This is a genomic window from Haemophilus paraphrohaemolyticus (genome assembly GCF_002015045.1).
GTDB classification, from domain to species: Bacteria; Pseudomonadota; Gammaproteobacteria; order Enterobacterales; family Pasteurellaceae; genus Haemophilus_A; species Haemophilus_A paraphrohaemolyticus.
The window spans coordinates 37,830-62,688 of sequence record NZ_MUXX01000002.1; the positions used below are offsets into that span (position 1 = coordinate 37,830).

General features: G+C 39.4%; 26 protein-coding genes. 14 read left to right on the forward strand and 12 right to left on the reverse strand.

Annotation, left to right across the window (positions count from 1 at the left end; all coding sequences use genetic code 11):
- Positions 1-51 precede the first annotated feature (51 nt).
- From lptD to yihI, 4 genes are read right to left on the reverse strand one after another with little or no spacing between them, the layout of a single operon-like run.
- Entirely contained in the window at positions 52-2,400 is a 2,349-nt protein-coding gene (lptD, locus tag B0184_RS00580; RefSeq protein WP_005708499.1) for an LPS assembly protein LptD, read from the reverse strand.
- An 11-nt stretch (positions 2,401-2,411) separates the two neighbouring features.
- Positions 2,412-3,779 (reverse strand): oxygen-independent coproporphyrinogen III oxidase, encoded by a 1,368-nt coding sequence (gene hemN, locus B0184_RS00585; protein ID WP_005708614.1) that lies wholly within the window; start codon positions 3,777-3,779, stop codon positions 2,412-2,414.
- On the reverse strand, positions 3,779-4,246 hold the full coding sequence (locus B0184_RS00590; protein WP_005708515.1) for a DUF2489 domain-containing protein: 468 nt from the start codon (positions 4,244-4,246) through the stop codon (positions 3,779-3,781). Before B0184_RS00590 ends, hemN begins: the two co-directional genes overlap by 1 nt.
- A 24-nt stretch (positions 4,247-4,270) precedes the next feature.
- Positions 4,271-4,849, reverse strand: a complete 579-nt coding sequence (yihI, locus tag B0184_RS00595) for a Der GTPase-activating protein YihI (RefSeq protein ID WP_005708547.1) — start codon at positions 4,847-4,849, stop codon at positions 4,271-4,273.
- A 252-nt stretch (positions 4,850-5,101) separates the two neighbouring features.
- Between yihI and gltS the strand changes: the two genes are divergently transcribed.
- Positions 5,102-6,319 (forward strand): sodium/glutamate symporter, encoded by a 1,218-nt coding sequence (gltS, locus tag B0184_RS00600; protein WP_005708562.1) that lies wholly within the window; start codon positions 5,102-5,104, stop codon positions 6,317-6,319.
- 100 nt (positions 6,320-6,419) lie between these two features.
- Here the strand turns inward: gltS and ruvX are convergent, their stop codons facing one another.
- Complete coding sequence (gene ruvX, locus B0184_RS00605) at positions 6,420-6,833, reverse strand: Holliday junction resolvase RuvX (RefSeq protein WP_005708448.1); 414 nt, start codon at positions 6,831-6,833, stop codon at positions 6,420-6,422.
- Positions 6,834-6,845: 12 nt separating this feature from the next.
- Positions 6,846-7,409, reverse strand: coding sequence for a 1,6-anhydro-N-acetylmuramyl-L-alanine amidase AmpD (gene ampD / locus B0184_RS00610; RefSeq protein ID WP_005708551.1), 564 nt, complete (start codon positions 7,407-7,409; stop codon positions 6,846-6,848).
- A 52-nt stretch (positions 7,410-7,461) separates the two neighbouring features.
- Here ampD and B0184_RS00615 point away from each other — a divergent pair, with 52 nt between their 5' ends.
- Positions 7,462-8,304 carry a 23S rRNA (adenine(2030)-N(6))-methyltransferase RlmJ gene (locus B0184_RS00615; protein WP_005708553.1) on the forward strand — a complete coding sequence of 281 codons (843 nt, stop codon included), beginning with the start codon at positions 7,462-7,464 and terminating at the stop codon, positions 8,302-8,304.
- Positions 8,305-8,443: 139 nt separating this feature from the next.
- Entirely contained in the window at positions 8,444-9,085 is a 642-nt protein-coding gene (gene pyrE, locus B0184_RS00620) for an orotate phosphoribosyltransferase (RefSeq protein WP_005708501.1), read from the forward strand.
- 59 nt (positions 9,086-9,144) lie between these two features.
- Here the strand turns inward: pyrE and B0184_RS00625 are convergent, their stop codons facing one another.
- The 3 genes from B0184_RS00625 to plsB form a co-directional block, all read right to left on the reverse strand.
- Entirely contained in the window at positions 9,145-9,906 is a 762-nt protein-coding gene (locus tag B0184_RS00625) for a glycosyltransferase family 2 protein (protein ID WP_005708436.1), read from the reverse strand.
- 108 nt (positions 9,907-10,014) lie between these two features.
- The gene (gene purT, locus B0184_RS00630; protein ID WP_005708556.1) at positions 10,015-11,196 is read right to left on the reverse strand and encodes a formate-dependent phosphoribosylglycinamide formyltransferase; all 1,182 of its coding nucleotides are present in this window, start codon (positions 11,194-11,196) and stop codon (positions 10,015-10,017) included.
- Positions 11,197-11,307: 111 nt separating this feature from the next.
- Positions 11,308-13,719 carry a glycerol-3-phosphate 1-O-acyltransferase PlsB gene (plsB, locus tag B0184_RS00635; protein WP_005708623.1) on the reverse strand — a complete coding sequence of 804 codons (2,412 nt, stop codon included), beginning with the start codon at positions 13,717-13,719 and terminating at the stop codon, positions 11,308-11,310.
- A gap of 128 nt (positions 13,720-13,847) precedes the next feature.
- Here plsB and lexA point away from each other — a divergent pair, with 128 nt between their 5' ends.
- The 6 genes from lexA to B0184_RS00665 all read left to right on the forward strand — a co-directional run bounded on the left by lexA (position 13,848) and on the right by B0184_RS00665 (position 19,471).
- Positions 13,848-14,477 carry a transcriptional repressor LexA gene (gene lexA / locus B0184_RS00640; protein WP_005708458.1) on the forward strand — a complete coding sequence of 210 codons (630 nt, stop codon included), beginning with the start codon at positions 13,848-13,850 and terminating at the stop codon, positions 14,475-14,477.
- A 21-nt stretch (positions 14,478-14,498) separates the two neighbouring features.
- Complete coding sequence (mutH, locus tag B0184_RS00645; protein ID WP_005708519.1) at positions 14,499-15,188, forward strand: DNA mismatch repair endonuclease MutH; 690 nt, start codon at positions 14,499-14,501, stop codon at positions 15,186-15,188.
- Between the two features lie 56 nt (positions 15,189-15,244).
- On the forward strand, positions 15,245-16,282 hold the full coding sequence (gene nagZ / locus B0184_RS00650; protein WP_005708482.1) for a beta-N-acetylhexosaminidase: 1,038 nt from the start codon (positions 15,245-15,247) through the stop codon (positions 16,280-16,282).
- Between the two features lie 2 nt (positions 16,283-16,284).
- A complete protein-coding gene (gene rlmC, locus B0184_RS00655; RefSeq protein WP_039851319.1) occupies positions 16,285-17,463 on the forward strand; it encodes a 23S rRNA (uracil(747)-C(5))-methyltransferase RlmC in 1,179 nt (392 codons plus the stop codon).
- Positions 17,464-17,657: 194 nt separating this feature from the next.
- The gene (gene eno, locus B0184_RS00660) at positions 17,658-18,968 is read left to right on the forward strand and encodes a phosphopyruvate hydratase (protein ID WP_005708532.1); all 1,311 of its coding nucleotides are present in this window, start codon (positions 17,658-17,660) and stop codon (positions 18,966-18,968) included.
- 92 nt (positions 18,969-19,060) lie between these two features.
- On the forward strand, positions 19,061-19,471 hold the full coding sequence (locus tag B0184_RS00665; protein ID WP_005708464.1) for a DUF2251 domain-containing protein: 411 nt from the start codon (positions 19,061-19,063) through the stop codon (positions 19,469-19,471).
- 46 nt (positions 19,472-19,517) lie between these two features.
- Here B0184_RS00665 and trpCF read toward each other — a convergent pair whose 3' ends face one another.
- Positions 19,518-20,924, reverse strand: a complete 1,407-nt coding sequence (trpCF, locus tag B0184_RS00670) for a bifunctional indole-3-glycerol-phosphate synthase TrpC/phosphoribosylanthranilate isomerase TrpF (RefSeq protein WP_005708423.1) — start codon at positions 20,922-20,924, stop codon at positions 19,518-19,520.
- 116 nt (positions 20,925-21,040) lie between these two features.
- Between trpCF and B0184_RS00675 the strand changes: the two genes are divergently transcribed.
- Genes B0184_RS00675 through B0184_RS00690 form a run of 4 tightly spaced genes read left to right on the forward strand, consistent with a single transcriptional unit; the run spans position 21,041 to position 22,747 of the window.
- On the forward strand, positions 21,041-21,352 hold the full coding sequence (locus B0184_RS00675; protein WP_039851255.1) for a YqcC family protein: 312 nt from the start codon (positions 21,041-21,043) through the stop codon (positions 21,350-21,352).
- A 1-nt stretch (position 21,353) separates the two neighbouring features.
- Positions 21,354-22,079 carry a tRNA pseudouridine(65) synthase TruC gene (gene truC, locus B0184_RS00680; RefSeq protein ID WP_005708597.1) on the forward strand — a complete coding sequence of 242 codons (726 nt, stop codon included), beginning with the start codon at positions 21,354-21,356 and terminating at the stop codon, positions 22,077-22,079.
- Positions 22,080-22,100: 21 nt separating this feature from the next.
- The gene (locus B0184_RS00685; protein WP_005708475.1) at positions 22,101-22,274 is read left to right on the forward strand and encodes a YoaH family protein; all 174 of its coding nucleotides are present in this window, start codon (positions 22,101-22,103) and stop codon (positions 22,272-22,274) included.
- Positions 22,271-22,747: a hypothetical protein gene (locus B0184_RS00690; RefSeq protein WP_005708630.1), complete on the forward strand. Its 477-nt coding sequence runs from the start codon at positions 22,271-22,273 to the stop codon at positions 22,745-22,747. Before B0184_RS00685 ends, B0184_RS00690 begins: the two co-directional genes overlap by 4 nt.
- 103 nt (positions 22,748-22,850) lie before the next feature.
- Here the strand turns inward: B0184_RS00690 and B0184_RS00695 are convergent, their stop codons facing one another.
- Complete coding sequence (locus tag B0184_RS00695; protein ID WP_232609929.1) at positions 22,851-23,021, reverse strand: hypothetical protein; 171 nt, start codon at positions 23,019-23,021, stop codon at positions 22,851-22,853.
- 127 nt (positions 23,022-23,148) lie between these two features.
- On the opposite strand from B0184_RS00695, the gene queF reads away from it, so the two are divergent.
- Positions 23,149-23,988, forward strand: a complete 840-nt coding sequence (queF, locus tag B0184_RS00700) for an NADPH-dependent 7-cyano-7-deazaguanine reductase QueF (protein ID WP_005708419.1) — start codon at positions 23,149-23,151, stop codon at positions 23,986-23,988.
- A 70-nt stretch (positions 23,989-24,058) separates the two neighbouring features.
- On the opposite strand, the gene znuB is transcribed toward queF, so the two are convergent.
- Complete coding sequence (gene znuB / locus B0184_RS00705) at positions 24,059-24,841, reverse strand: zinc ABC transporter permease subunit ZnuB (RefSeq protein WP_039851320.1); 783 nt, start codon at positions 24,839-24,841, stop codon at positions 24,059-24,061.
- Between the last annotated feature and the right edge of the window lie 18 nt (positions 24,842-24,859).

The window sequence follows — 24,859 nt, forward strand, 5'->3', positions numbered from 1 at the left end:
CAATAAAAAAGCTAGATGGTGATTTACATTTCATCATCTAGCTTTTTCATTTTAGTTAATACCGTAAGGCTCTGTATAAGAAATCAAGCCACGCTTCAACATTCTGCTTACACCGCTGCTGTAGTTTGTGCCAAAGCGAAGTTCAAAATTTACCCCAAATTTATTGTCATAAAATAAATCGTTAATAGTATCACTTGTTGCATTTGACGGTGTTGAAACCAATCTACGTGCAACATAAACATTCGCAGTCCAGCAGCAAGTGTTGTAGTTCATCGAAAACTTCGTTTCAACAGGTTTTTTCAACGCAATATCTTGGTAATGGCTAAACATTGCCGCTACATTATCCGTTAATTCCCACGCCACGACACCACCAAGCTGTTTAATATCTTGACCATAACGGTTTGTACTTAAGTTTTGGTTAATATAATCACGGCTTGCAAAGCGATAATTTAATTGAAACAATTTGCTATCGCTTGGCTTATATTGCAATGACATATTCGCCAACGAGGTTTGATTCAAACGTGTATCATATTGATAACTTCCGTGCCAATTCCATTTACGATGGAATTTCCAGTTTGATTCTAACGCCCACGAAGAAGAACGATTCGCCGTACTATTGCTTGAATTATCATCAATTTTAGATGGGCTTAAATAGTAAGTTTGCCCTGCACTAAAATTGAATACCTCTGTCCCTGTCTTATCGCTGAAGAATCGAGTTGTTCCACCTGCTGTCACAAGGTTCGCAGAAGAAATACGGTCTAAACCACTATAACGACGATCGTTAAATAGCGAGAAATAATCGGTTTGTAATAACGCAGAATCATAGCCTAAACTTACGCTTTGATGGCGTTTAGAGCCAATATCTGCTTGGTTTTTGTATGGGCGATAAATATATTGCATACGAGGCTCAAAGGTTTGATTATAACCTTTAAAGAACTGCTTATCTGCTTCAAGTACCGTTTGGAAATCTAACTTAATTTGAGGAATAACACGTGTGACATTTTTCTTCATTTCTTCCGCATTGACATCACTACCTTTTTGTTGAATATAGTGCGTTGCGTAAAGTTTCGTTTCCAGATTTAAACTGCCATAGCGATTGACAAGCGGTGCATTTAATGTTGGTTCCACGTGGAAACGCCACGCTTTTGGCATTAGATTGCTATCATTATCAAAACGAGCGGCTTGCGAGAATAAATGGAAATCAGCAATGCCTTTTAACGCATCATTTTTATAATAATTGAAATCAATTTGCGGTAATACGCGGTATGGGCCAACTGAATTTGTAGAAAGATCAAAAGTCTGGAATTTTTTACCTGAAACTGACAAATTATAGTTTGATTGATAGTAACCTAATTTAAATTGTTGTGTAGCATAGCCATCCGTACTGCTACCGTAGTCTGAATCAAAATCAGAGAAATAATGGCGATCGCTCACTTTAGTGTAATTCACATTCAAACGCCAATCGCTTAAAAAACTCATATTATGACGCCAATGTAATAAATAACGTTTACGGCTGCCATCATCTGGTTGATATTCATCTAAGCGATCTTTCGCCATATATTCGGTTGCAACCAAGCCTTCCCCCAACTTCGTTAAATAACGAAGTTCAGGGCTAAGCTGCCAGCCACGACGAGAATAATAGGTTGGTGTAAAGGTTGCATCCATATTCGGTGCAATGTTCCAATAAAATGGCTGTGAATAAGTAAAACCATTTTTGCTTGAACGCTCAAAGCTTGGAATCAATAAACCTGAACGACGACGATCGCCAATAGGGAATTGTAAATAAGGAGAATAGAAAACGGGTACGCCCATCACTTTAAAACGAGCGTGCCACATTTCAGCATATTCATCTTGAACGTGCTGAATCATTTCGTTCGCTTCAATTGACCAAGATTCATCATTCACTAAACAGGAGGTAAAGCTCGCATTTTTTAATGTGCGAGTTTGGTCATTAAAATGACCGCTTTCCGCTGTACCTCGCCCTTGTCTATCCACTAATTGATAGCTTGTATTAGAAAGGTCTGCCTCTTTACTCGTTAAATCTACCGCCGCATCACGACCTTCAGCTTGAATGAGGTTATCGCGATATTTGTAAGAGCCTTTTAAAAACGCTTTACGAGCTTGCTCACCTTGTTGTTCCACACGCACTTCATTGGCAAAAAGCGAACGATTTCCTTGCTTAATATTGACATCACCCGTATAGGTTGCATCCGTCGGCTGATTAATTAATGCATTATCAGCCTCAATGTAAACTGGTGCTTGGTTCGGATCACCTTTAACCTCTTCACCTTGAAAATGCGGGACGCCTAATAAACATTGCTCTCTTAAATCCGCTGATGCAATTTGGCTATAACAAGCCGTAACTACCGCCAGAGAGAGAAGATTGTAACGTTGTTTCATTCTCGTTTCTCTTAAATAATTCTGGAAAACTGTTGTCTTTTTGCAAGCTGTCTTGAATACACATCAAAGCATAAACAGATGTTACGAATCAACAAACGGCCTCTTGGTGAAACCACGATGCTTTTTTCGTTAATTTCAAGCAAGCCATCTTTAGCCAATGGCTGTAAATAAGTTAAATCTTCAGCAAAATAGGTATTAAAATCAATACCGTAGGCTTGCTCCAAGCGGTCAAATTCAAGTTTGAAATTGCAAATTAATGCTTTGATCACATCACGGCGGATACAGTCATCTTGAGTAAGAGCAAGACCTTTACTTAATGCGATGCCCGTTTCTTCCACATCAGAATAATATTGTTTTAGCTCTTTTTGGTTTTGAGCGTAAGTATCGCCAAGCAAGCTAATTGCAGAAACACCCATACCTAATAAATCGCACTCTTCTTGCGTTGTGTAACCTTGGAAATTACGGTGTAGTACGCCATTAGCTTGGGCGATTGCTAACTCATCATCAGGTTTAGCGAAGTGATCCATCCCGATAAATTTATAGCCATTTTCGCCTAAGAACTGAATTGAATTTTGCAAGATCGTCAATTTAGTTTCTGGTGGTGGCAACATATCATCTTTAATTTTGATCTGTGCAGCAAAACGGCTTGGCAAGTGGGCATAGTTAAACACGCTCATACGATCTGGATTGAGCTCCACCACACGTTTTAACGTGTACATAAAACTTTCCACATTCTGTTTTGGTAAACCGTAAATCAAATCTACGTTAGTTGAAACAAAACCCAGATCTTTCGCACGTTTCATTAAGGCAAAAATAAATGCTTCATCTTGCTCGCGATTGACAAGCTCTTGTACTTCTTTATCGAAATCTTGAATCCCCATACTGATACGGTTAAAACCAATATGGCGAAGATGATCAAGCATATTCAGCTCAATTTCACGCGGATCCATTTCGATACTGATTTCTGCATCAGCTTGAACATCAAAGTGTGTTTTGAGTAAATTCATCAAACGAGCTGATTGTACTTCGTCTAAATACGTTGGTGTACCACCGCCCCAGTGAATTTGGGTCACTTTACGATTTTTGAAAAGCGGTGCGCGAGTTTTAATCTCTTTTTCAAGGTAATCTAAATAGAGATCGACTTTATGACGATGACGGGTAATTACTTTATTACACGCACAGAAATAGCAAAGTTTATGGCAAAACGGAATGTGCACATAAAGCGAAAGTGGACGCTCAGGATAACGTTCTGCCGCCGCTTTAAAATCTTCATTAGTATAATTTTCGCTAAATTCCAATGCGGTCGGATATGACGTATAACGCGGACCAGATTGGTTATATTTTTGAATAAGATTTAAATCCCAAATAATTTCTGACATTATTGTGCCTTTTTTAAAGTTTTAATTACTTCGATCAATTGACCACATTCTGCTTGGATTTGCTCAAAAAGCTCGGCTTCTTTTGCTTCACGTGCGAGGTCTTGACGCATACGCTCATTACGTTTCAACGCTTTGCGTTCCTCCAAAATTGCCATATCCTGCACTAGCTCATAAAGCTCCCACATGGCAGGATAATTCGACAATTTATGCCCCAACACATCCAACAGCGGTTTTAAACGTAACACACCTTCAGAAGGATTGCATTGCTCCGTTCTTACCGCATGGGCAATCACTTCCACGCTTTCAAAAATGCGTTCAAAACGTGCTTTTTGCTCTTCTTCGGCTTGCTTTCTTAATTCTCGCTCTAAAGCTTGCTGATTTTTCACTTTCGCCCACAAATAGACTGCATAGCCCACCATTGAAAGTAAAATCAACACCGCCAAAATAATGAGAAAAAATCTAATCATATCAATGCTCAATTTCCTGATTATCTACTTAAATTGATTAAGATTGATGGTTTCAAATTGGTGCAATAAGGCATCACCTTCATCCATCTCTTCATTTTGAATGCCTAAAATTTCCATCAATTCATCAATGCGATCTAAGCATTCATCTACAAATTTTTGATCTTCTGCAGAAAGTACTTTACCTGCATCTAACTCATCCAGTAATTGGTGTAAACATTCATTATTTTCCAGTTGCTCTAACTCCAATTCTAGCGATAAAACTGGTTTAACCTCTTCTGGCAATACAGGTTTAATGAACTGACCTTTTTCAGGTTTGTTTACAAACTCCACCATCAACGGAATTTTCTTTTTGCTACCAATACGCGGATCTTTAACTTCTTTCACCACTGCTTTTTTCTGCTCAGTAGGATCAACATTACGTGAACCTGTTGGCAAGCCTTTATGCTTACGTTTTTTCTTCTCCTCACGTGCTTTTGCATCTAATTCATAGCGAGTAAGCTTACGATTTTTACCACTGGTTAATTTCGGTTGTTCTGGTCTTTTATCTGCCTTACGGGTTGGCATAATGTCGGTAATACGACGTGTTTTTTTGGTACGACTCATATTCTCTTCTGTTTTTGATATAATAACTAATTAAACGACTTATTCTACTAGGAAAGCGAGCGAGTGAACAGAAAAGATTTAATTTCACACTTTAAAGTTTCCATTTAACAGTTTATTAACATAAAATTTAATAATCCTAGAAATAAAAAATTCTTATAATCCATGTTGACAAATGAATTTTAATGCGATAACTTCAAAACTCATTTTAAAACTACCTGCTGAAAAGTAGGTCCAATCAAGAGGAACTTTATCGTGGAACCAATCATATTAAATGGCTATCACACGCTAATTGCAGCAACTCTCGTATTACTTTTAGGACGTTTGCTCGTAAAAAAAATCCAATTCTTACAAGATTTTAATATCCCTGAAGCCGTTGCAGGCGGATTAATTGCAGCAGCAATTATTTTTGCACTTTATCAGTGGTTCGGTTTATCTTTCCAATTTGAGAAAAGTTTACAAAGTGCCTTTATGCTTGTTTTCTTCTCTTCTGTTGGCTTATCAGCAGACTTCTCTCGCTTAAAACAAGGCGGTTTCCCACTTGTGATTTTCCTTGCTGTAGTAGGCGTACTCATCCTTGTGCAAAATGGTGTAGGTGTAGGTTTAGCCTCATTACTTGGCTTAGATCCGAAAATTGGCTTAATCACAGGTTCTATTACTCTAACAGGTGGTCACGGAACTGGGGCAGCTTGGGCAAAAGTATTTGCGGATAAATATGGCTTACAAGGCGTAATGGAAATGGCAATGGCATCTGCAACTTTTGGTTTAGTGGCTGGTGGTTTAATCGGTGGCCCTGTTGCTCGCCGTTTAGTAAATCGCTTAAAACGTGATAAAAAAGTGTCATCTAAACGCATTGAAACCACAGATGATCAATACGATGGTGAAACCTTCGAAGAAAAAGACCACGTTCGTTTTATTACCGCAAGTTCAACCATTGAAACCATGGCGTTATTCTCAGCGTGTTTGGCCTTCTCTTCTGTAATGGCAGCTCAATTTGCCGATTTAGGCTTACCACAATTTGTTTGGGCATTAGGTTTTGGTGTACTTCTACGTAACATTCTAACAAAAGTGTTCAAATTCGATATGTTTGACCGTGCGATTGACGTATTTGGTAATGCTTCATTAAGTTTATTCTTAGCAATGGCATTGATGAGCATCAAATTATGGGAATTAGCAGGTTTAGCTGGACCAATGTTAATTATCTTAATCATTCAAACTATCGTCATGATTTTATACGGTTACTTTGTGACTTTCCGCATTATGGGGAAAGATTACGATGCCGCCATCTTAACAGCTGGTCACTGTGGCTTCGGTTTAGGCGCAACACCAACAGCTGTTGCAAATATGCAATCTGTAACACAAACCTTCGGACCTTCGCATAAAGCTTTCTTAATCGTACCGCTTGTAGGAGCTTTCTTTGTTGATATTATCAACTTGTTTGCGATTACTTGGTTTATTAATATGTTAGGTTAATTTTACTCATTGTAAATTGATTGATTATTTGAAAATGTCCTTATTACCAGTAATAAGGGCATTTTTCTTTATATCTTTTATCTATGAAACGTTTACAAGTTTAGTTATTCTCAAACCAACTCTCCAAAATCAAACAAGCCGAAATTGAATCCACTTTATCTTTTTTCAGTGCTTTATAACCACCGCGAGCGAAAATCTCTGATTTTGCTTCAACCGTGGTTAAGCGTTCATCTTGCAATTCCACAGGTAAGTTAAAACGTCCATTTAGGCGATTCGCGAATTTTTTTGCTCGCTGTGTAAGCGGTTGTTCTGTACCGTCCATATTCAGCGGTAAGCCAACCACAAGCAGATCAGGTTTCCATTCTTGGATCACTTTGCAAATCATATCCCAATTCGGAATGCCATCTTGGGCTTTAAAGGATGGCAAACCTTGTGCTGTGCCCGTAATGCTTTGCCCTACGGCACAACCGATGCTATAAGTACCAAAATCGAAAGCTAAAATGGTTTTTGTCATTGATATGATTCCTTATTTGTTTCTATTTTTTATAAGTAATTGTTGGTAATAATCCCACACAAAATATCGACCAGGATCTTGTTTTCGCCCTGGTGAAATATGCTGATGCCCTGTAATTCGCTCATCGGTAATAGCGGGGTAAGCGGTCTGAATTGCTTGGGTTAATGCAACTAAACTTTCATATTGTGCTTGGGTAAAAGGCTGATTATTTGAGCCTTCAAGTTCAATGCCAATTGAAAATTCGTTGCACTTTTCTCGCCCTTCAAAATTTGATAATCCTGCGTGCCACGCCATATCATTAAAATTCACATATTGGGTAATTTCGCCTTGTCGGTTAATTAAGCAATGAGCAGAAACGCGTAAATCCTTGATTTCTTGGAAATAAGGATGCAGATTGGGATCAAGTTTCCCTTGAAAAAAATCATCAATGAAATGCTCGCCAAATTGCTCAGGCGGTAAGCTGATGTAATGAATGACCAAGAGCGAAATATCATCAATATTCGGGCGAGGGTTAAAATGAGGCGAAGGAACTTGCTTTTGATGAATCAAGCTGCCATTTTTTAAGGTTAAATCCATAGCGTTTTGTGGTAGAATTCTGCCGTTTAAAATCAATCAAATCGAGAGAGAAATGCTTAGCTATCGTCATAGTTTCCACGCTGGAAACCACGCAGATGTGCTTAAACACATTGTACAACTTCTTATTTTACAGTCGCTCAAACAAAAAGAGAAAGGCTTTTTATATTTAGACACTCACTCTGGTACAGGACGTTATAGCCTATTCAGTGCTGAATCAGAAAAAACGGGCGAATATTTAGAAGGAGTGGCTCGCCTTTGGGAACGTGATGATTTGCCTGAAGACGTGGCCCTTTACATTGATGAGCTGAAAAAAATCAATCGTGGTGGGAAGTTAAAATATTATGCGGGGTCACCATTGCTGGCAGTTAACCAACTTCGCCCGCAAGATCGTGCGATTTTAACTGAGCTCCATCCAAACGATTTTCCATTATTACGCCAAGAGTTTGCCAAAATAGAGAATGTGCAAACCAAGCGCGAAAATGGTTTCCAGCAATTAAAATCAGCATTACCACCGAAAGAACGTCGTGGCTTTGTGCTTATCGACCCGCCTTACGAGCTTAAAGAAGATTATGAATTAGTAGTGAAAGCAATCGGAGAGGGCTACAAACGCTTTGCAACAGGCGTGTATGCGATTTGGTATCCTGTGGTGCTTCGCCAACACACAAAACGTATCGTACGTGGCTTGCAAGAAACGGGCATTCGCAAGATTTTACAAATTGAACTCGCTGTTCGCCCAGATTCAGACCAACGCGGAATGACAGCAAGTGGAATGATTGTAATCAATCCACCTTGGCAGTTAGAAAGCCAAATGAAGAAAATTCTGCCTTATTTAACAGATGTGCTTGTGCCTGAAGGTACGGGTTCTTGGGCTGTTGATTGGATCACGCCAGAATAATCTTTTCCCCATCTTGGTTTTAACCGAGATGGGGATTTTTTTGTAAAAATTTTAGTAAAAACAACCGCTTGTAGGGTGTATGAACGAAGTTCACGTACATTTATCTAAACAAGTGTTTTTCATATAAAGCGAGGATATTATGCAACAATACAAACACGACTTTATTGAATTCGCACTCAGCCGTCAGGTGCTTAAATTTGGCGAATTCACCTTAAAATCAGGTAGAAAAAGCCCTTACTTTTTTAATGCGGGTTTATTCAATACAGGTCGAGATTTAGCTAAATTAGGCGAGTTTTATGCTCAAGCCATTCAAGCCTCAAAATTAGATTACGATGTGTTATTCGGCCCAGCTTACAAAGGAATCCCTATTGCAACAACGGTTGCTGTTGCACTAGCCAATCAATTTGATGTAGATAAGCCTTGCTGTTTTAACCGTAAAGAAGCAAAAGATCACGGCGAAGGCGGAAACTTAATTGGCTCACCGCTTAAAGGTAAAATTTTATTGGTGGATGATGTGATTACTGCAGGTACAGCCATTCGCGAATCAATGGAAATTATCCAAGCGAACCAAGCCGAATTAGCAGGCGTGTTAATTGCATTAAACCGTAAAGAAAAGGGCAAAGGCGAGCTTTCTGCTATTCAAGAAGTAGAGCGTGATTATGGTTGCCAAGTATTCTCAATCGTAAATTTTGATGATCTGATACAATTTATTGAGAAATCGACAGAATACGCTCCATTTCTGCCTACGATGAAGGCATATCGCGAGCAGTATGGCGTTTAGTTTATAAAATAAAGCTACTAATGCTTTGATCATTAGTAGCTTTACTAATTCAATGTTATTTAATGCGCTCTTGTTCTATTCCATAAATCAGCATATTTTACAAATGTTGAATACGCAGACAGAATAGCTAATAAGAAACCTTGTTTTCCATCTAAAAAACCAGCTTTGAGTAGATACATTTTCATAAAGCACCCTAAAGCATGCAGTACGCCATCCAATAAAGTTGCTTTTTTATTAGCCTTCTCTCGTTGCATTGCCCAAGCTTTTGCATATCCTGCAGATTTTACAAGATAATGATAAATGTCTTTATAAGTAAAATGTAATAAATCACCCTTAAGTTTTTTTACTTGTGCATCTTTAGGATAATGTACTTTTTCATGAACCAATTCATTACCATATTGAGCAAAATCAGTCGCATATAATCGAACAACATAATCGGGATACCAACCAGAATGTCGAATTTGTCGCCCAAATACCTCGCTTAAGCGACTTACTTGGTATATTACATTTCTTTCGTTCTTTTCTACTGCTTGTAAAATACTATTTTTAAGTTCTGGGGTAACTCGCTCATCTGCATCAAGCCATAAAACATAATCACTTGTTACATATTGTTGTGCGAATTGACGCTGTTTACCAAAGCCTTGCCAATCGGTATTTATATAAAATTTTGCACCATATTGTTCAGCAATTTGCTGAGTATTATCGGTGCTACCACTATCTAAAATAATAATTTCATCTACCCAACCTTTTATTGTTTCAAGGCAGGCACTTAAATCTTGCTCTTCATTTTTTACAATCATTGCAACACTTAATCTTGGCATATCTGAATTCCTATGCTTAAAGTAATTTTGTCTATTCTATGCGATTGTTAAAACAAAAAAAAGAGATAGCAAAATTGAAGCCATCTCTGTTTTCTAATAAGCCTATGTTTATAGAGATATTGTTAGTTTATGGTACGCTCGCAAGGCTTTTTCTTTCGCTTTTTCAGTATTCTTATCGCGAGCTAAAATCACCCCCATACGGCGGTGACCATCTACGCTACCTTTACCAAATAAGCGAATATTGGTGCCGCTCTCTTCTAACACTTTATCGAGATTGCCAAAAGCGACATTATCTGACTTACCGTCCACCACAATCGCTTTTGAAGCAGCAGGGCTAATTTGATAAATTTCAGGAATTGGTAGACCTAAAATCGCACGAGCGTGTAAGGCAAATTGTGAAAGCTCTTGCGAAGCCATTGTGACCATGCCCGTGTCGTGTGGGCGAGGAGAGACTTCGTTGAAAATGATTTCATCACCACAAACAAAAAGTTCAACACCAAAAATACCACGGCCGCCAAGAGCTGAAGTAATTTTCTCTGCCACTTCTTGGGCTTTACGTTGGGCGGTTTCGCTCATTGCTTGCGGCTGCCAAGATTCTTGGTAATCGCCGTTTTTCTGAATATGCCCAATCGGTGCAAGAAATGATGTACCGTGAATATGGCGTACTGTAAGTTGTGTGATTTCATAATCAAATTTGATAAAACCTTCCACAATCACACGACCTCCACCCGCACGACCACCTTCTTGAGCATATTGCCACGCTTGCTCAATTTGGTCAGCTGATTTGATAATTGATTGCCCGTGTCCCGAGGAAGACATAATCGGTTTTACCACACAAGGAATCCCAATTTCCGTAATCGCTTGTTGGAAAGCATCAAAATTATCCACAAAGCGATAAGGTGACGTTTTCAGTCCTAATTCTTCAGCAGCTAAACGACGAATGCCTTCACGGTTCATTGTTAGTTTTGTGGCCTTCGCTGTTGGAATAACGTTATATCCCTCACTTTCCAACTCAACTAAGGTATCAGTTGCAATAGCTTCCACTTCTGGCACAATAAAATCAGGCTTTTCTTGTCCCACTAATGCACGCAAAGCCAGCCCATCTAACATCGAGATAGTATATGCACGATGAGCTACTTGTTGAGCAGGAGCATTCTCATAGCGGTCAACTGCAATCACTTCCACGCCTAAGCGTTGAAGTTCAATCACAACTTCCTTGCCCAATTCGCCTGAGCCTAACATCATTACTTTAGTTGCATTCGGTCTTAACGCTGTTCCGATTGTGGTCATTTTTTTGATCCTTTGGGGTAAAATAAAAGCAAACGTTTGCGTAAATTATACAGAAAAGAGATAAGATTTTGCAAAAGTTTTACAAAATCTTACCGCTTGAAGAGAAGCCGATTACTCTATTGATTTCACCGCACTACTAATTGTCATCTTAATTTCTGCTGAAATCAGGCTTGAAATCAAATCTTCAATTGCTTCGATTTTCGCTTTATTGGCCTTACCTTCTGAATCAAAGTAACCTTCTACTTTTAATGCTGAAGTAAAGGTTGAGAACAACGCTTTGTCGAAGAATTCTGGTGCGTTGATTCCGTGTAGCACTGATAAACGTTGAGCAATTGAGCGACTTTCTTTTTCTAACTCGCCACGTGAGATTTCAGGGCGATCAAGCAAAATATTTAAGCTGATAAAATAGCGTTGTAACAATTCACGTACACCATTGCTGTGCAATTGTAATGAGCGTAAATGAGCTGGATTGATTTTAAAGACTTCGCTTTCGCTTTTTACTAATTGTTGGCGAGTAAATTCGTTTAGAATCAACCCAATTTGGGTGCGAAGTTCTGTTTCGTTAAAGCGTAAGAAAAGTTCTGCTTTTAAGAACGGATAAATTTGCTGTACCGTTTTAACGATTAGATCTTTCGACACCGCTTCTAAGTGTAAAATCACGCTTGCAACTAAAGATGGCAATACAAACAAATGTTGAATGTTATTGCGATAATAAGTCATCAATACTGCCGATTCTCGATCTAAGCGGATAAGTTCACCAAAATTATCTTTTTCTGCGGTAACGCCTGAACGCGGTAGTTTTAATACATGCTCAAGCATCGCTTCCGTAGAGTCTGTTGGTAATGTCATATCTTCAGAATAAGGTACATTGCGGAATAATTGCATGTAACTTTCGACTTGTTCAATCAACTGTTCACGTGTTAACGCTCGTTGACGAGAAGCAAGTAAGGCAGAGCCGATCAGGTTTTTCGCATTGACCGCTGCAGCCTTATTGATATTAACCATCACTTCTTTCGCAATGCGATCGACGGCATCATTTAACCATTTTGCACGCCCGTCTTCGCTTGGCTCACGCCATTCTGGGAAATATTGGTTTAAATAATGGTTAATTTGAATCGGTTCACCGAAATTGACATAACCTTGCCCTAAGTTTTTCAATTTTTTAATGACACGAAGTACTAAACCTGCATTCTCTTTCTCTTTTGCCGCACCACGTAATTCTTTGGCGTAGGTATCAACTTCTAGCACGTGCTCATAACCGATATAAACAGGCACAATGCTGATTGGACGTGTTAAGCCACGTTGTAAGGCTTGAATAGTCATTGACATCATTCCCGTTTTTGGCTCAAGTAAGCGCCCCGTGCGAGAGCGCCCACCTTCGATAAAATATTCGACCGAATAACCACGATAGAAAAGCTCTGCTAAATATTCGCGGAAAATGGTGGAATATAAGCGGTTACCTTTGAATGTGCGGCGAATAAAAAACGCTCCCCAGCTGCGGAAAATTGAACCAACAGGGAAAAAATTGAGGTTAATTCCTGCTGCGATATGTGGTGGCACTAAGCCTTGATGGTAAAGCAAGTAAGAAAGCAACAGATAGTCCATATGGCTACGGTGACAAGGCACATAGACGATTTCGTGTCCTTCTAATGCGAGTTTACGCACACGCTCACTGTTTTCAACATTGATGCCTTGATAGAGCTTATTCCAAAGCCAGCTTAACAGACGATCTGCCACACGTAAGCTATCGTGTTTGACATCGGCTGCAATTTCATCAAGCATTTTTGCGGCTTCAGCACGTGCTTTTTCAAGCGGAATTTTTTTATTTTCTGCTTCATCTGCAATCGCTTTTTTCAATACATCAGAATCAAGCAATTTGTTGAACATCGCTTGGCGATCAGGTAGTTGTGGACCCATTGCTGAGTAACGTTGTTTTGCAAAGTGCATACGAGCAATACGAGCCAATTTATGTGCGAGTTTTTCATCGACATCGTGATTTGCAACCATTTCATTTAAAGAGACCGCTTGTGAGAAACGGACGAAGTTATCACGACCATACCAAAGGATCGAGAAAATACGTGAACATGCACCTAACGCACGTAAATTGGGGGCTTTCTCTTTACCTGGTGCACGCCCCCAAAGAACAGAAACAGGGATAAGTTGCACATCTAAATTGGGATCTTGTTTGTGTAAATCTAAATAGCGATGAATAGAGGCAACGGTTTCGCTTTTCGCTTCTTTTGATTTAAAAATACGGCGATCTTCGTTTAAAAAGACGAAACGAGGCAATGAAACACCGTTAATCACATTTTGTTCTAATGGGTCAGGTAGGTTCAAACTACGGCAGTTTTGCTGCAAAATCAGGAGGTCTGATTGTGAAGTATAAGGTAAAACGTAAATTAATGGCTGTTCACGATTAAGTGTTAATTCGGTAATCGGATCGGTTGGAATAGATCGTGATTTTACTAGCAAAGAAAGTGGTAAATTCAGCAATTTACGATATAAATTAAGCAAAATTGACATTGGATTATCCTTTATTTATTTTGTCAAACGGGCATATGGTATCACAAAATTTCAAAAAAATTAGTTACAAATCATAGCTTACTGTATATAATGCCAAATATTATGTATAAAAGACCAGAGAGGATAAAATGGCACGTAAACAATTAACAGAACGCCAGCAAGAAATCTTTGATTTTGTTAAAAATCATATCACAACAACTGGTATGCCCCCAACGCGTGTGGAAATTGCACGTGAAATCGGTTTTAAATCGCCTAATGCGGCAGAAGAGCACTTAAAAGCCTTAGCGCGTAAAGGCTATATTGAGATGCTTTCAGGCACATCTCGCGGTATTCGCATTTTGGTAAACGATGAAGAAGCGGCAAATGAAGATAGTTTACCGTTGATTGGTCGTGTAGCTGCAGGTACGCCAATTGAGGCGATTGAACATATTGAAGATCATTATCCTGTAAGCGGGACAATGTTCAACCCAACCGCAGATTATCTGCTTCGCGTGAATGGAAATTCAATGGAGAATATCGGCATTTTAGATGGCGATTTATTAGCCGTACATAAAACTAAAATTGCGAAAAATGGACAGGTTGTTGTAGTTCGCGTGGATGATGAAGTGACGGTAAAACGCCTTGAGAAAAAAGGTAATTTAATCTACCTTCATCCTGAAAATGATGAGTTAGAAGCGATTGTGGTTGATCCTCGTCTTGAATATATTGAGATTGAAGGAATTGCTGTTGGTGTCATTCGTAGCAACGCTTGGATGTAGTTTGAAGCCGATATTTTTGTAATGAATTTAGCCAAACTTCCTACTTCTGAAGCAGAGCTGTTAGCCAATGCGAATTGGTTAGCAGGTTTTCGATTGGGCGAAATTGCCGAAATGTTGCAAATACCCGTGCCAAAAGATTTAAAACGCGATAAAGGCTGGGTTGGGCAATTGATTGAAACGGCACTTGGGGCAAATGCGGGATCGAAAGCGGAGCAAGATTTTGTACATTTAGGCATAGAGCTCAAAACGATTCCGATTAACGTACAAGGCGAACCGTTGGAAACAACCTTTGTAAGCCTTGCCCCACTTATACAAAATAATGGCATCACGTGGCAAAGTTCGCACGTGCGACATAAATTACAAAAAGTGTTGTGGATTCCTGTTGAAGGTAGCCGAGATATCCCACTTGCAGAACGGCATATCGGGCAACCGATTTTGTGGCAACCTTCTTCCGAACAAGAGCAGCAACTTCAGCAAGATTGGGAAGAGTTGATGGAATTGATTGTATTAGGACAATTGCACAAAATTAATGCCACTTTAGGAGAGGTTTTACAACTTCGTCCTAAAGGCAGAAATAGCCAAGCGCTTGCCAATGCAATAAATGAACAAGGGCAGCCTATTCAATCCTTGCCGTTAGGTTTTTATTTGAGAAAGCAATTTACTCGACAAATCTTGCAACAATTTTTGATTGCAAATGACAAAAGCCAATAATTAAAGCGGTTACTGAGCTTGTCAATGCATTAGCTTTACCATCATATAACAAGATTATGTTACTTATTGATTTAAAAGACAAAGAACTCTCCCAAGAAGAAGTTGAATTATTAGAACATCCCTTGGTTTCTGGTTTAATTCTGTTTAGCCGAAATTTTCACGATAAACAACAAGTCCAAGCCTTGATTAGAGATGTTCGCCAACGGGTGCAAAAGCCACTTTTGATTACCGTCGATCAAGAAGGCGGACGAGTGCAACGTTTTCGAGAGGGTTTTACACAACTCCCCGCAATGCAATCTTTCGCTCATTTTGCTCAAAGCGAACAAGAAACCAAGCAGCTTGCATATGAAGCAGGTTGGGTAATGGCGAGCGAAATGTTTGCTTTAGATATTGATTTAAGTTTTGCGCCTGTATTGGATTTAGGGCATCAAAGTAAGGCAATTGGCGATCGTGCTTTTTCGCAAAATATCCACGAATTACTACCGCTTGCAGAACGCTTTATTGATGGAATGCAAGCAGTTGGAATGGCAACCACAGGCAAACATTTTCCAGGGCATGGGCACGTTTTAGCTGACTCACATTTAGAAACCCCATTTGATGATCGCCCAAAATCGGTTATTTTTGAGCAAGATATTCAGCCATTTAAACAGCTGATTGCGAAAAATAAACTCTCTGCGATTATGCCTGCGCACGTAATTTATACTCAATGTGATAGCCAACCTGCCAGCGGTTCAAATTACTGGCTAAAAGAGGTTTTACGTCGGCAATTGAGTTTTAATGGCGTGATTTTCTCCGACGATTTAGGTATGAAAGGGGCTGGATTTATGGGCAATTTTGTTGAACGCGCAGAAAAAGCGATTTCAGCAGGTTGTGATTTATTACTGCTTTGTAATGAACCTGAAGGCGTGGTACAGGTGTTGGATAATTTAAACTATCAACCTACTCAAGCACAGAAAGAACGCTATATTAGCTTGATGAAACGCAAGCATATCAGTTGGTCTGATTTAGAAAAAAATCGTGACTATTTGCAAGCCTCTGCTCATTTGAGTGAATGGCAGCAAAAATGGCTTGAATGGAAGGCTCTTAATAATTGATGATGAACTTAAATTGCCAACATTTTACCCAACAACAATGTCGTTCTTGCCAATGGCTTGACAAGGACAAATTTGAGCAAATTTCGCTAAAAGAAAAGGAGCTCAAGCGGTTGATTTCACCTTTTATTTTGCAAAATCAGACAGAAATACTACCGTCTGTAATGTCGGAGATTTCACACTTTCGTAATAAAGCCAAAATGGTCGTCAGTGGCAGCGTAGAACGTCCAGTTTTAGGCTTGTTGAAAGATCAGAACGACCCGCAAAGTGGCGTGGATTTAACCGATTGCCCACTGTATGCCAAAGGCATTGAAACACTTTTTCCAATTTTAAAAGATTTTATCGGTCGAGCGGGATTGGTACCTTATAACATTGCAAAGAAAAAAGGAGAGTTGAAATATATTCTGATTACTCAAAGCCAAGCGAATCAATCGATAATGTTGCGTTTTGTGCTTCGTTCAACGCAAAAACAGCCGCTTGTAGAGCGAGAATTGCCTGTATTGTTAACAAAATTGCCAGCCAATTCGGTAATTAGTTTAAACATTCAGCCACAGCACGCTGCGATTTTAGAAGGCGAAACAGAAATCTTTCTTACAGAACAAACAACGATTGAGGAGAATTTTAACGGCATTCCGCTTTTTATTCGTCCGCAAGGTTTTTTCCAAACAAATCCGCTTGTTGCCAGCCAGCTGTATAAAACCGCGCAAGAATGGGTAAAAAATTTACCTATTCAGCACTTTTGGGATCTGTTTTGTGGAGTAGGAGGATTTGGGCTACATTGTGCTTACGCATTACAAGAAAAAAATCCAACCGTTTCCCTCAAGGGGATTGAGATTTCTGCCTCTGCCATTGCTAGTGCAACAAAATCGGCTGAAAAGTTAGGGCTTGATAATGTCTCTTTTGCATCACTGGATTCAGCGCAATTTGCTATTCATGCTGATAAAGAACGAAGTCAGCCCGATTTAGTGATTGTAAATCCACCAAGGCGAGGAATTGGGCAGGCATTGAGTGAATATTTAAACGAGCTTGCTCCACCATATTTAATTTATTCCAGCTGTAATGCTCAAACAATGGCAAAAGATTTTGAGGCATTAACGAACTATGCATTATGCAAGGTACAACTCTTTGATATGTTTCCGCATACTGCCCATTATGAGGTTTTAACCTTATTGGCTAAAAAATAGAATTTTATCTCACTCTTTTGCGGTAGGCTTACCGAAAAATCGGAAAAGTTGCTATAATATTGAGGATTTATAGTATTAGATCAAATTAGCTGCAAATAAAATGAACTAAATCATCTTTTTGCAAGACAAACTAAGCAAATATCCTTACTATATCCCTATTCTTTTTTTCAATCTCAATTAGAGGAATATCAACAATGGCTAAAATTGTAAAAGTAATTGGTCGTGAAATCATCGACTCTCGTGGTAACCCAACAGTTGAAGCAGAAGTTCACTTAGAAGGTGGCTTCGTAGGTCTTGCAGCAGCTCCATCTGGTGCATCAACTGGTTCTCGCGAAGCATTAGAGTTACGTGATGGCGATAAATCACGTTTCTTAGGTAAAGGCGTATTAAAAGCGGTTTCAGCAGTAAACAATGAAATTGCGAACGCTATCGTTGGTAAAGATGGTTCTGCACAAGCTGAAATCGACCAAATTATGATCGACTTAGATGGTACAGAAAACAAATCTAAATTTGGTGCAAACGCAATCTTAGCAGTTTCATTAGCAACGGCTAAAGCAGCAGCAGCATCTAAAGGTTTACCACTTTACGCTTACATTGCAGAATTAAATGGCACTCCAGGAATTTATTCTATGCCATTACCAATGATGAACATCATCAATGGTGGTGAACATGCAGATAACAACGTTGATATCCAAGAATTTATGATTCAACCAGTAGGTGCAAAAACTTTACGTGAAGCATTACGCATCGGTGCTGAAGTATTCCACAACTTAGCTAAAGTATTAAAATCTAAAGGTTTAAATACAGCTGTAGGTGATGAAGGTGGTTTTGCACCTAACCTTGCATCTAATGCAGACGCTTTAGCATGCATCAAAGAAGCCGTTGAAAAAGCAGGTTACGTTTTAGGTAAAGATGTCACTTTAGCGATGGACTGTGCATCTTCTGAGTTCTACAACAAAGAAACTGGCAACTATGAGTTAAAAGGCGAAGGCAAAACTTTCACTTCTCAAGAGTTCACCCACTACCTTGAAGGCTTAACCAAAGAGTATCCAATCGTTTCTATCGAAGACGGTCAAGATGAATCAGACTGGGATGGTTTTGCATACCAAACTAAAGTATTAGGTGACAAAATTCAATTAGTTGGTGACGACTTATTCGTAACTAATACTAAGATCTTAAAAGAAGGTATCGAAAAAGGTATCGCAAACTCAATCTTAATCAAATTCAACCAAATCGGTTCATTAACTGAAACTTTAGCAGCAATCAAAATGGCTAAAGATGCAGGTTACACAGCGGTAATCTCACACCGTTCTGGTGAAACCGAAGATGCAACTATCGCAGACTTAGCGGTAGGTACAGCAGCAGGTCAAATCAAAACTGGTTCAATGAGCCGTTCAGACCGTATTGCGAAATACAACCAATTAATCCGTATCGAAGAAGCATTAGAACGTGCAGGCACTCCAGCCCCGTTCCTTGGCTTAAAAGCGGTTAAAGGCCAAGCATAATTCAAACTTTGATTAAAGCTGATTAGCTTAAAAAATGCCACAGTTTTCTGTGGCATTTTTTCTATCTTTTTTGCTATTGTGAGGAAAACAGAATGTTATATTCCGTATTAACTGACCAAATATTATTAGGTGAAGGCTATCGTAATGGGGCTCATTCCACGCAGCACGAACATTTAGTCGTAATGTTTGAAGATGATGGCGAAACAGGCTATTTTTATGCGATGGATTTACACCAAACGGAGCAACCGATTGTTGATAGTCTGTTTGTTTACAACGTAAGTGATATTGACCAGAACAGCCTAAAAGAACCACGCCGATTAGAAATTTGTTGGTCTGAAGATGGCTATCAAGCCTTTTTATTGATTAACGGCTACCCGCACGCCGTGTTTGATTTCCATCAATTTGTGGGTTACAGCCACACCAAATTCCCGCAACCAGATTTAAGCAGCATGTGGGTGCATAAAGAAACCACCAACGAGCATGTTGAGAAGTGGTTGGGGTAAACATAAAGAGGCATAGTCAAATGACTATGCCTCATTCAGATTAAACCTACTTAATCTTCTTAAAACAAGCGGTCAATTTCGCAAAATCTTTTACGCCTTTGCTGCTTTCCACGCCTGAGTTTAAATCCAAGCCCAAGCAGCCTTGTTGGAGTGCTTGCCCGATATTTCCTGGACTAATACCGCCTGCTAATAACGATTTCGCTTTAATATTCTCAGGAATGATCGACCAATCAAAGGCTTTGCCTGTACCGCCTTGTTGATTGCCTGATTTGCTATCAAGTACAAAGCGGTCGATTTGCGGGTTATCATCAATTGTCACATTTTCAGCATTCAGATCAATAGAAACAGCTTTCCAAATTTGGACTTTACCTTCCAAACTCTGATGTAGTTTGTTGATGTAACGTTCGTCTTCATTGCCGTGCAGTTGCACCGCAAAGAGTTCAAGCTGTTTTGCAATTTTCTCGACAAAATCGACCGCTTGATTTTGGAACACACCCACATAGTGAAGAGGAGCATTCACGACTAACTCTTGAGCTTGGCGAAGCGAGAGTTGGCGTGGTGAACCTTCGGCAAAAATTAACCCGCCATAAAGCCCGCCTAATTCATACACAGCTTTGACATCTTGCGGACGGGTTAAACCGCATACTTTGTTTTCGCCGAAAATAATCGCACGCACAGCATTGTTTAGATCTGCACTACCCATCAAGCTGCTACCGATTAAAAAAGCGTGTGCATAAGGCTGAATTTGTTGCACTTGGCGGTGGCTGTACACGCCCGATTCAGAGACTAAACGAATGTCAGCAGGAATGCAGTCACGATATTTTTCCACCAAACGCACAATGCGGTTCATATCAATGGTGAGTGTGTGTAAATCACGGTTGTTCACGCCAATGATTTTTGCCCCTAGTGTTAAGGCTCGTTCGAACTCTTCTTCTGTGCTGGTTTCCGTCAGCACCCCCATTCCCAACGAGTGAGCAAGATTGGCAAGCTCAGTGTAAGTGGCATCATCAACCACAGAAAGCATCAGCAAAATCGCATCCGCATTGGAATAGCGAGCAAGATAAACTTGATATGTCGAGATCATAAAATCTTTACATAAAATCGGCTGCGTAGTTTGCTGTTTAACTTGATTGATGTAACGAAAATCACCTTGAAAATATTGCTCATCAGTGAGCACTGAAATGGCTGAGGCATAGTGTTTATAAACATTAGCAATAGCGTCTAAATCAAATTCGGCACGAATTAACCCTTTAGACGGTGAGGCTTTTTTGCATTCTAAAATATAAGCGGGCTGATTGTGTGAACCTTTTGCTAGTTCCCCGTAGAAATTGCGGTCGCTTGGTTTGATATGTGGAAGAATTTGCTCAAGGGGTAATTCTTTTTGTTTGTTTTCTACCCAGATTGCTTTATCTTGCACAATTTTTTGAAGAATAGTAGGTTGATTGGTTTGCATATTTACCTTCTGTTGTTCGTCTTAATTAGATTTTTGCAAAAAGTTTACTCTAAGCTGTCTAAAATAGGAAGAAAATAGACTAAAATACCATTATTTAATTCAATAGATTTTTGATGATGAAAACCAAAATTAGACAATATTTAACCGATTTACAAATCGCAATGCGAATCCACCAAGTTTGGGAAACTACTCCACCTTCTGAGGAAGCTTTAGCAAATCCGCAACCTTTCTGTATCGAAACACTCACACCAACGCAATGGCTACAATGGATTTTTATCCCGCGTATGCACGCCCTGTTAGATAGCGATGCGGATTTACCACGCAATTTTTCCATTACACCTTATTTAGAAGAAGCCTTAAAAGAAGAAGGCTACTTAAAGGCAATCCACTCTCCCGTCTTGCAAATTGAGTTGTTGTTAAAAGATTGATATGGAATTAGAGATTTTATATCGCGATGAGGATCTGATTGCGATTAACAAGCCTGCGGGGATGTTGGTGCATCGCAGTTGGTTAGACAAAGCAGAAACGGTATTTGCAATGCAAACCTTACGGGATCAAATTGGTCAGCACGTTTTTCCACTGCACCGTTTAGATCGTCCTACTTCAGGCGTATTGCTATTTGCTTTGAATAGCAAAATGGCGAAAACGATGTGTGAATTATTCGAAAATCATCAAATGGAAAAAGGTTATTTGGCGGTGGTTCGAGGTTATTTGCAAGGACAAGCGAGAGTGGACTATCCGCTCAAAGTGATTTTAGATAAAGTGGCAGATAAATTTTCTCAAGAAAAGGAAGCACAAGAGGCGATAACCGACTATCAAGGTTTAGCAACGGTGGAAATGCCATATCCTGTGGGTAAGCATCAAACCGCACGTTATTCATTGGTCGAACTTTTCCCGCAAACAGGGAGAAAACATCAGCTAAGACGGCACTTGAAGCACCTCTTCCACCCAATTATGGGCGATACTAAATATGGTGACTTACATCAAAACCGTGCCTTAAGTGAACACTTAGGCATAAATCGATTGATGTTACATTCGCATTTTTTACGTTTCGCTCATCCGAAAACTTCACAAAAAATCACGATAAAAGCACCGCTTGATGACCAATGGCAAAGGCTTTTTCAGTTCTTTAATTGGAGTTGTCCTGATTTTTAATTAGACAAAAAGAGAAACAAAATGGATAATGCACTACTTTCATTAACACATGAACAACAGCAAGAAGCGGTTGAAGAAATCCAGAAACTTGCAAAGCAAGGCATCAGTATGGGACAAGCAATTCAAATTGTTGCGAATCAGTTAAGAGAAAAATATCAACAAAATCAATTAGATCAAACGGAGAAAATCAAATGAAAAAAATGATGATTGCAACATTAGCACTTATTTCTGCCAGTGTAATGGCTGCACCTAAAACAGAAACCACATCTACTGCTAAAGATCCAATAAATGGCCAGCCTGCAGTCGTTTTAAATGTGTATGATGTTAGCTCAAAATCACCTCGCCTTGTAAAAGGAACTCAAATTTCAAGAAGTCAAAATCAACAACTCTGTTGGAGCTCTCTCAATGTGCCATTAACAGGCAGAGTACGCATTGCTGAAGCATTTTATGCACCAGCACCAACCAATTTCGCCTCTGAAGGAATGAGTGTTACCGCATCAGAAGACAAAAAAGAGTTCTTAATTGTTGGTGATGTGATTGCAAAAGATAAAGAAAATATTACCCGCTGTTGGAAATTTGGTAAATCAGATCCAATTGGTAAATATGGAATGGAAGTGCAAATTGGTAGCTATGTATTTAGAAACCTTGCATTTGAAGTAGTAAAATAGACATTATCAAAATTACTGTAAAAAGTGGATAAAGTTGAATTAATCACTTTATCCACTTTTTTCATCAACATAATAACACTCTAAAATATTTCCCCATCGCTGTTCATCCCTCAAAACTATACCAGTTCTTACCGCTTCTTCTGAATTCTTTCCGCAACGACTGATACAGCTTATCCGTTAGCATCGCTCCCGCCATAGCTAATGTTAATGGTATCAAAAATTCTGCTTTTCCACGCGTCAGTTCCAGCAAGAAAATAATCGCTGTGAGTGGCATTTTCTGCACAATGCCTAAGAAGGCACAAGCCCCGATAATCGCTGCACCTTGTAAAGAACGATTTTTCTCATTTTTCGTTTAAAGCAGAAATATGCTACACTTGCCGCCCATTTTGCAAGGAAATATTATGAACTACCAAGATAAATCTCTTTCTGCCCTCAAGCTTGGGCAAAAAACCGAATACAAAAGCCAATATGATGCTTCACTTTTGCAACCCGTGCCACGCAGATTAAATCGTGAAGGTTTGGGGATTGTAGAAGATCAGCCTTTCAATCAAGGGGCTGATGTTTGGACTTGCTATGAACTTTCGTGGTTGAATCTAAACGGCTTGCCACAAGTAGCCATTGCGGATGTTGCGATTGATTTTAAAAGTGAAAATTTAATCGAATCAAAGAGCTTTAAACTCTATTTAAACAGCTTCAACCAAACTAAATTTGCTTCAATCGAAGAGGTTGAAGAGACAATTGCAAAAGATTTAAACCAATGTGCAAGCGGTCGAGTTTCGGTAAAAATTCACAAATTAGCTGATTACACTAACCAGCCAATTATGAATTTTGCTGGCGATTGCATTGATGAGCAAGAGATTCAAATCGACAACTACGCATTTTCTAATCAATATTTAGAAAATGTTGCAGAAGGCGAAATAGTAGAAGAGACACTGGTTAGCCACTTGTTGAAGTCTAATTGCTTGATTACCTCACAGCCAGACTGGGGTAGTGTGCAAATTCATTATGTTGGAAAGCAGTTAAATCGTGAAAAACTTTTGCGATATTTAGTCTCTTTCCGTGAACACAATGAGTTCCATGAGCAATGTGTAGAGCGAATTTTTACGGATTTAATGCAATTCGCAAAACCTGAAAAACTTACCGTTTATGCTCGCTATACTCGGCGCGGTGGATTAGATATTAACCCATTCCGTTCTAATTTTGAGAGTGTTCCTGCGAATTTGAGAATGGCAAGACAGTAATCCAATAAGCAAAAGAAAGGCTGATAATTTAATATTATCAGCCTTTTTGTCTACTATGCGACAATTTTCATTACGTCTCTTTTTTAAATAAACTTAACAAAAATAGCACTCCAGCACACACCACTACTGATGGTCCTGCGGGGGTGTCTTTAATCCCTGAAAGTAGCAGTCCGAAAGAGACAGCAATAATGCTCAAAATAATGGCATAAACAACCATTGCTTCTGGTGTACGAGCGAAACGCCTTGCTGTGGCAGATGGAATGATTAAGAGTGAAGTGATAATTAACGCCCCAACAAATTTCATACTCAAAGCAATTGTTAATGCGGTGAGGAGCATCAGTAATAATCGCACGCGAGCAACATTCAATCCTTCCACTTGCGCCAATTCTGGGCTAATGGTAATAGAAAGTAATTTAGACCAGAAGAAGGCTAAAATTCCACCAATCACAATGACTCCAATGCCGATAAAAATAACATCGTTAAAGTTGATCGCCAAAAGATCACCAAATAGGTAAGACATTAAATCTACACGAACATTATCAAGCAAACTAATCGTAATCACGCCAAGGGAAAGACTGCAATGAGCGATAATACCAAGCACGGTATCAACTGAATAGTTGGTTTTATGCTCAAGCCAGACTAAAGCCATTGCGAGTATAACCGTCATCACAATCACGGCAATATAAGGATCAACCTCAAGGAAGATGCCAAGTGCGACGCCAAGCAATGCGGAGTGAGAAAGCGTATCACCAAAATACGCCATTTTCCGCCAAACAACAAAAGCACCAAGTGGTGCAGTAATCAATGAGAGTAATAATCCTGCAAGCCAGGCAGGAAGTAGAATATCAAGCATAATGTTACAGGCGGTCGA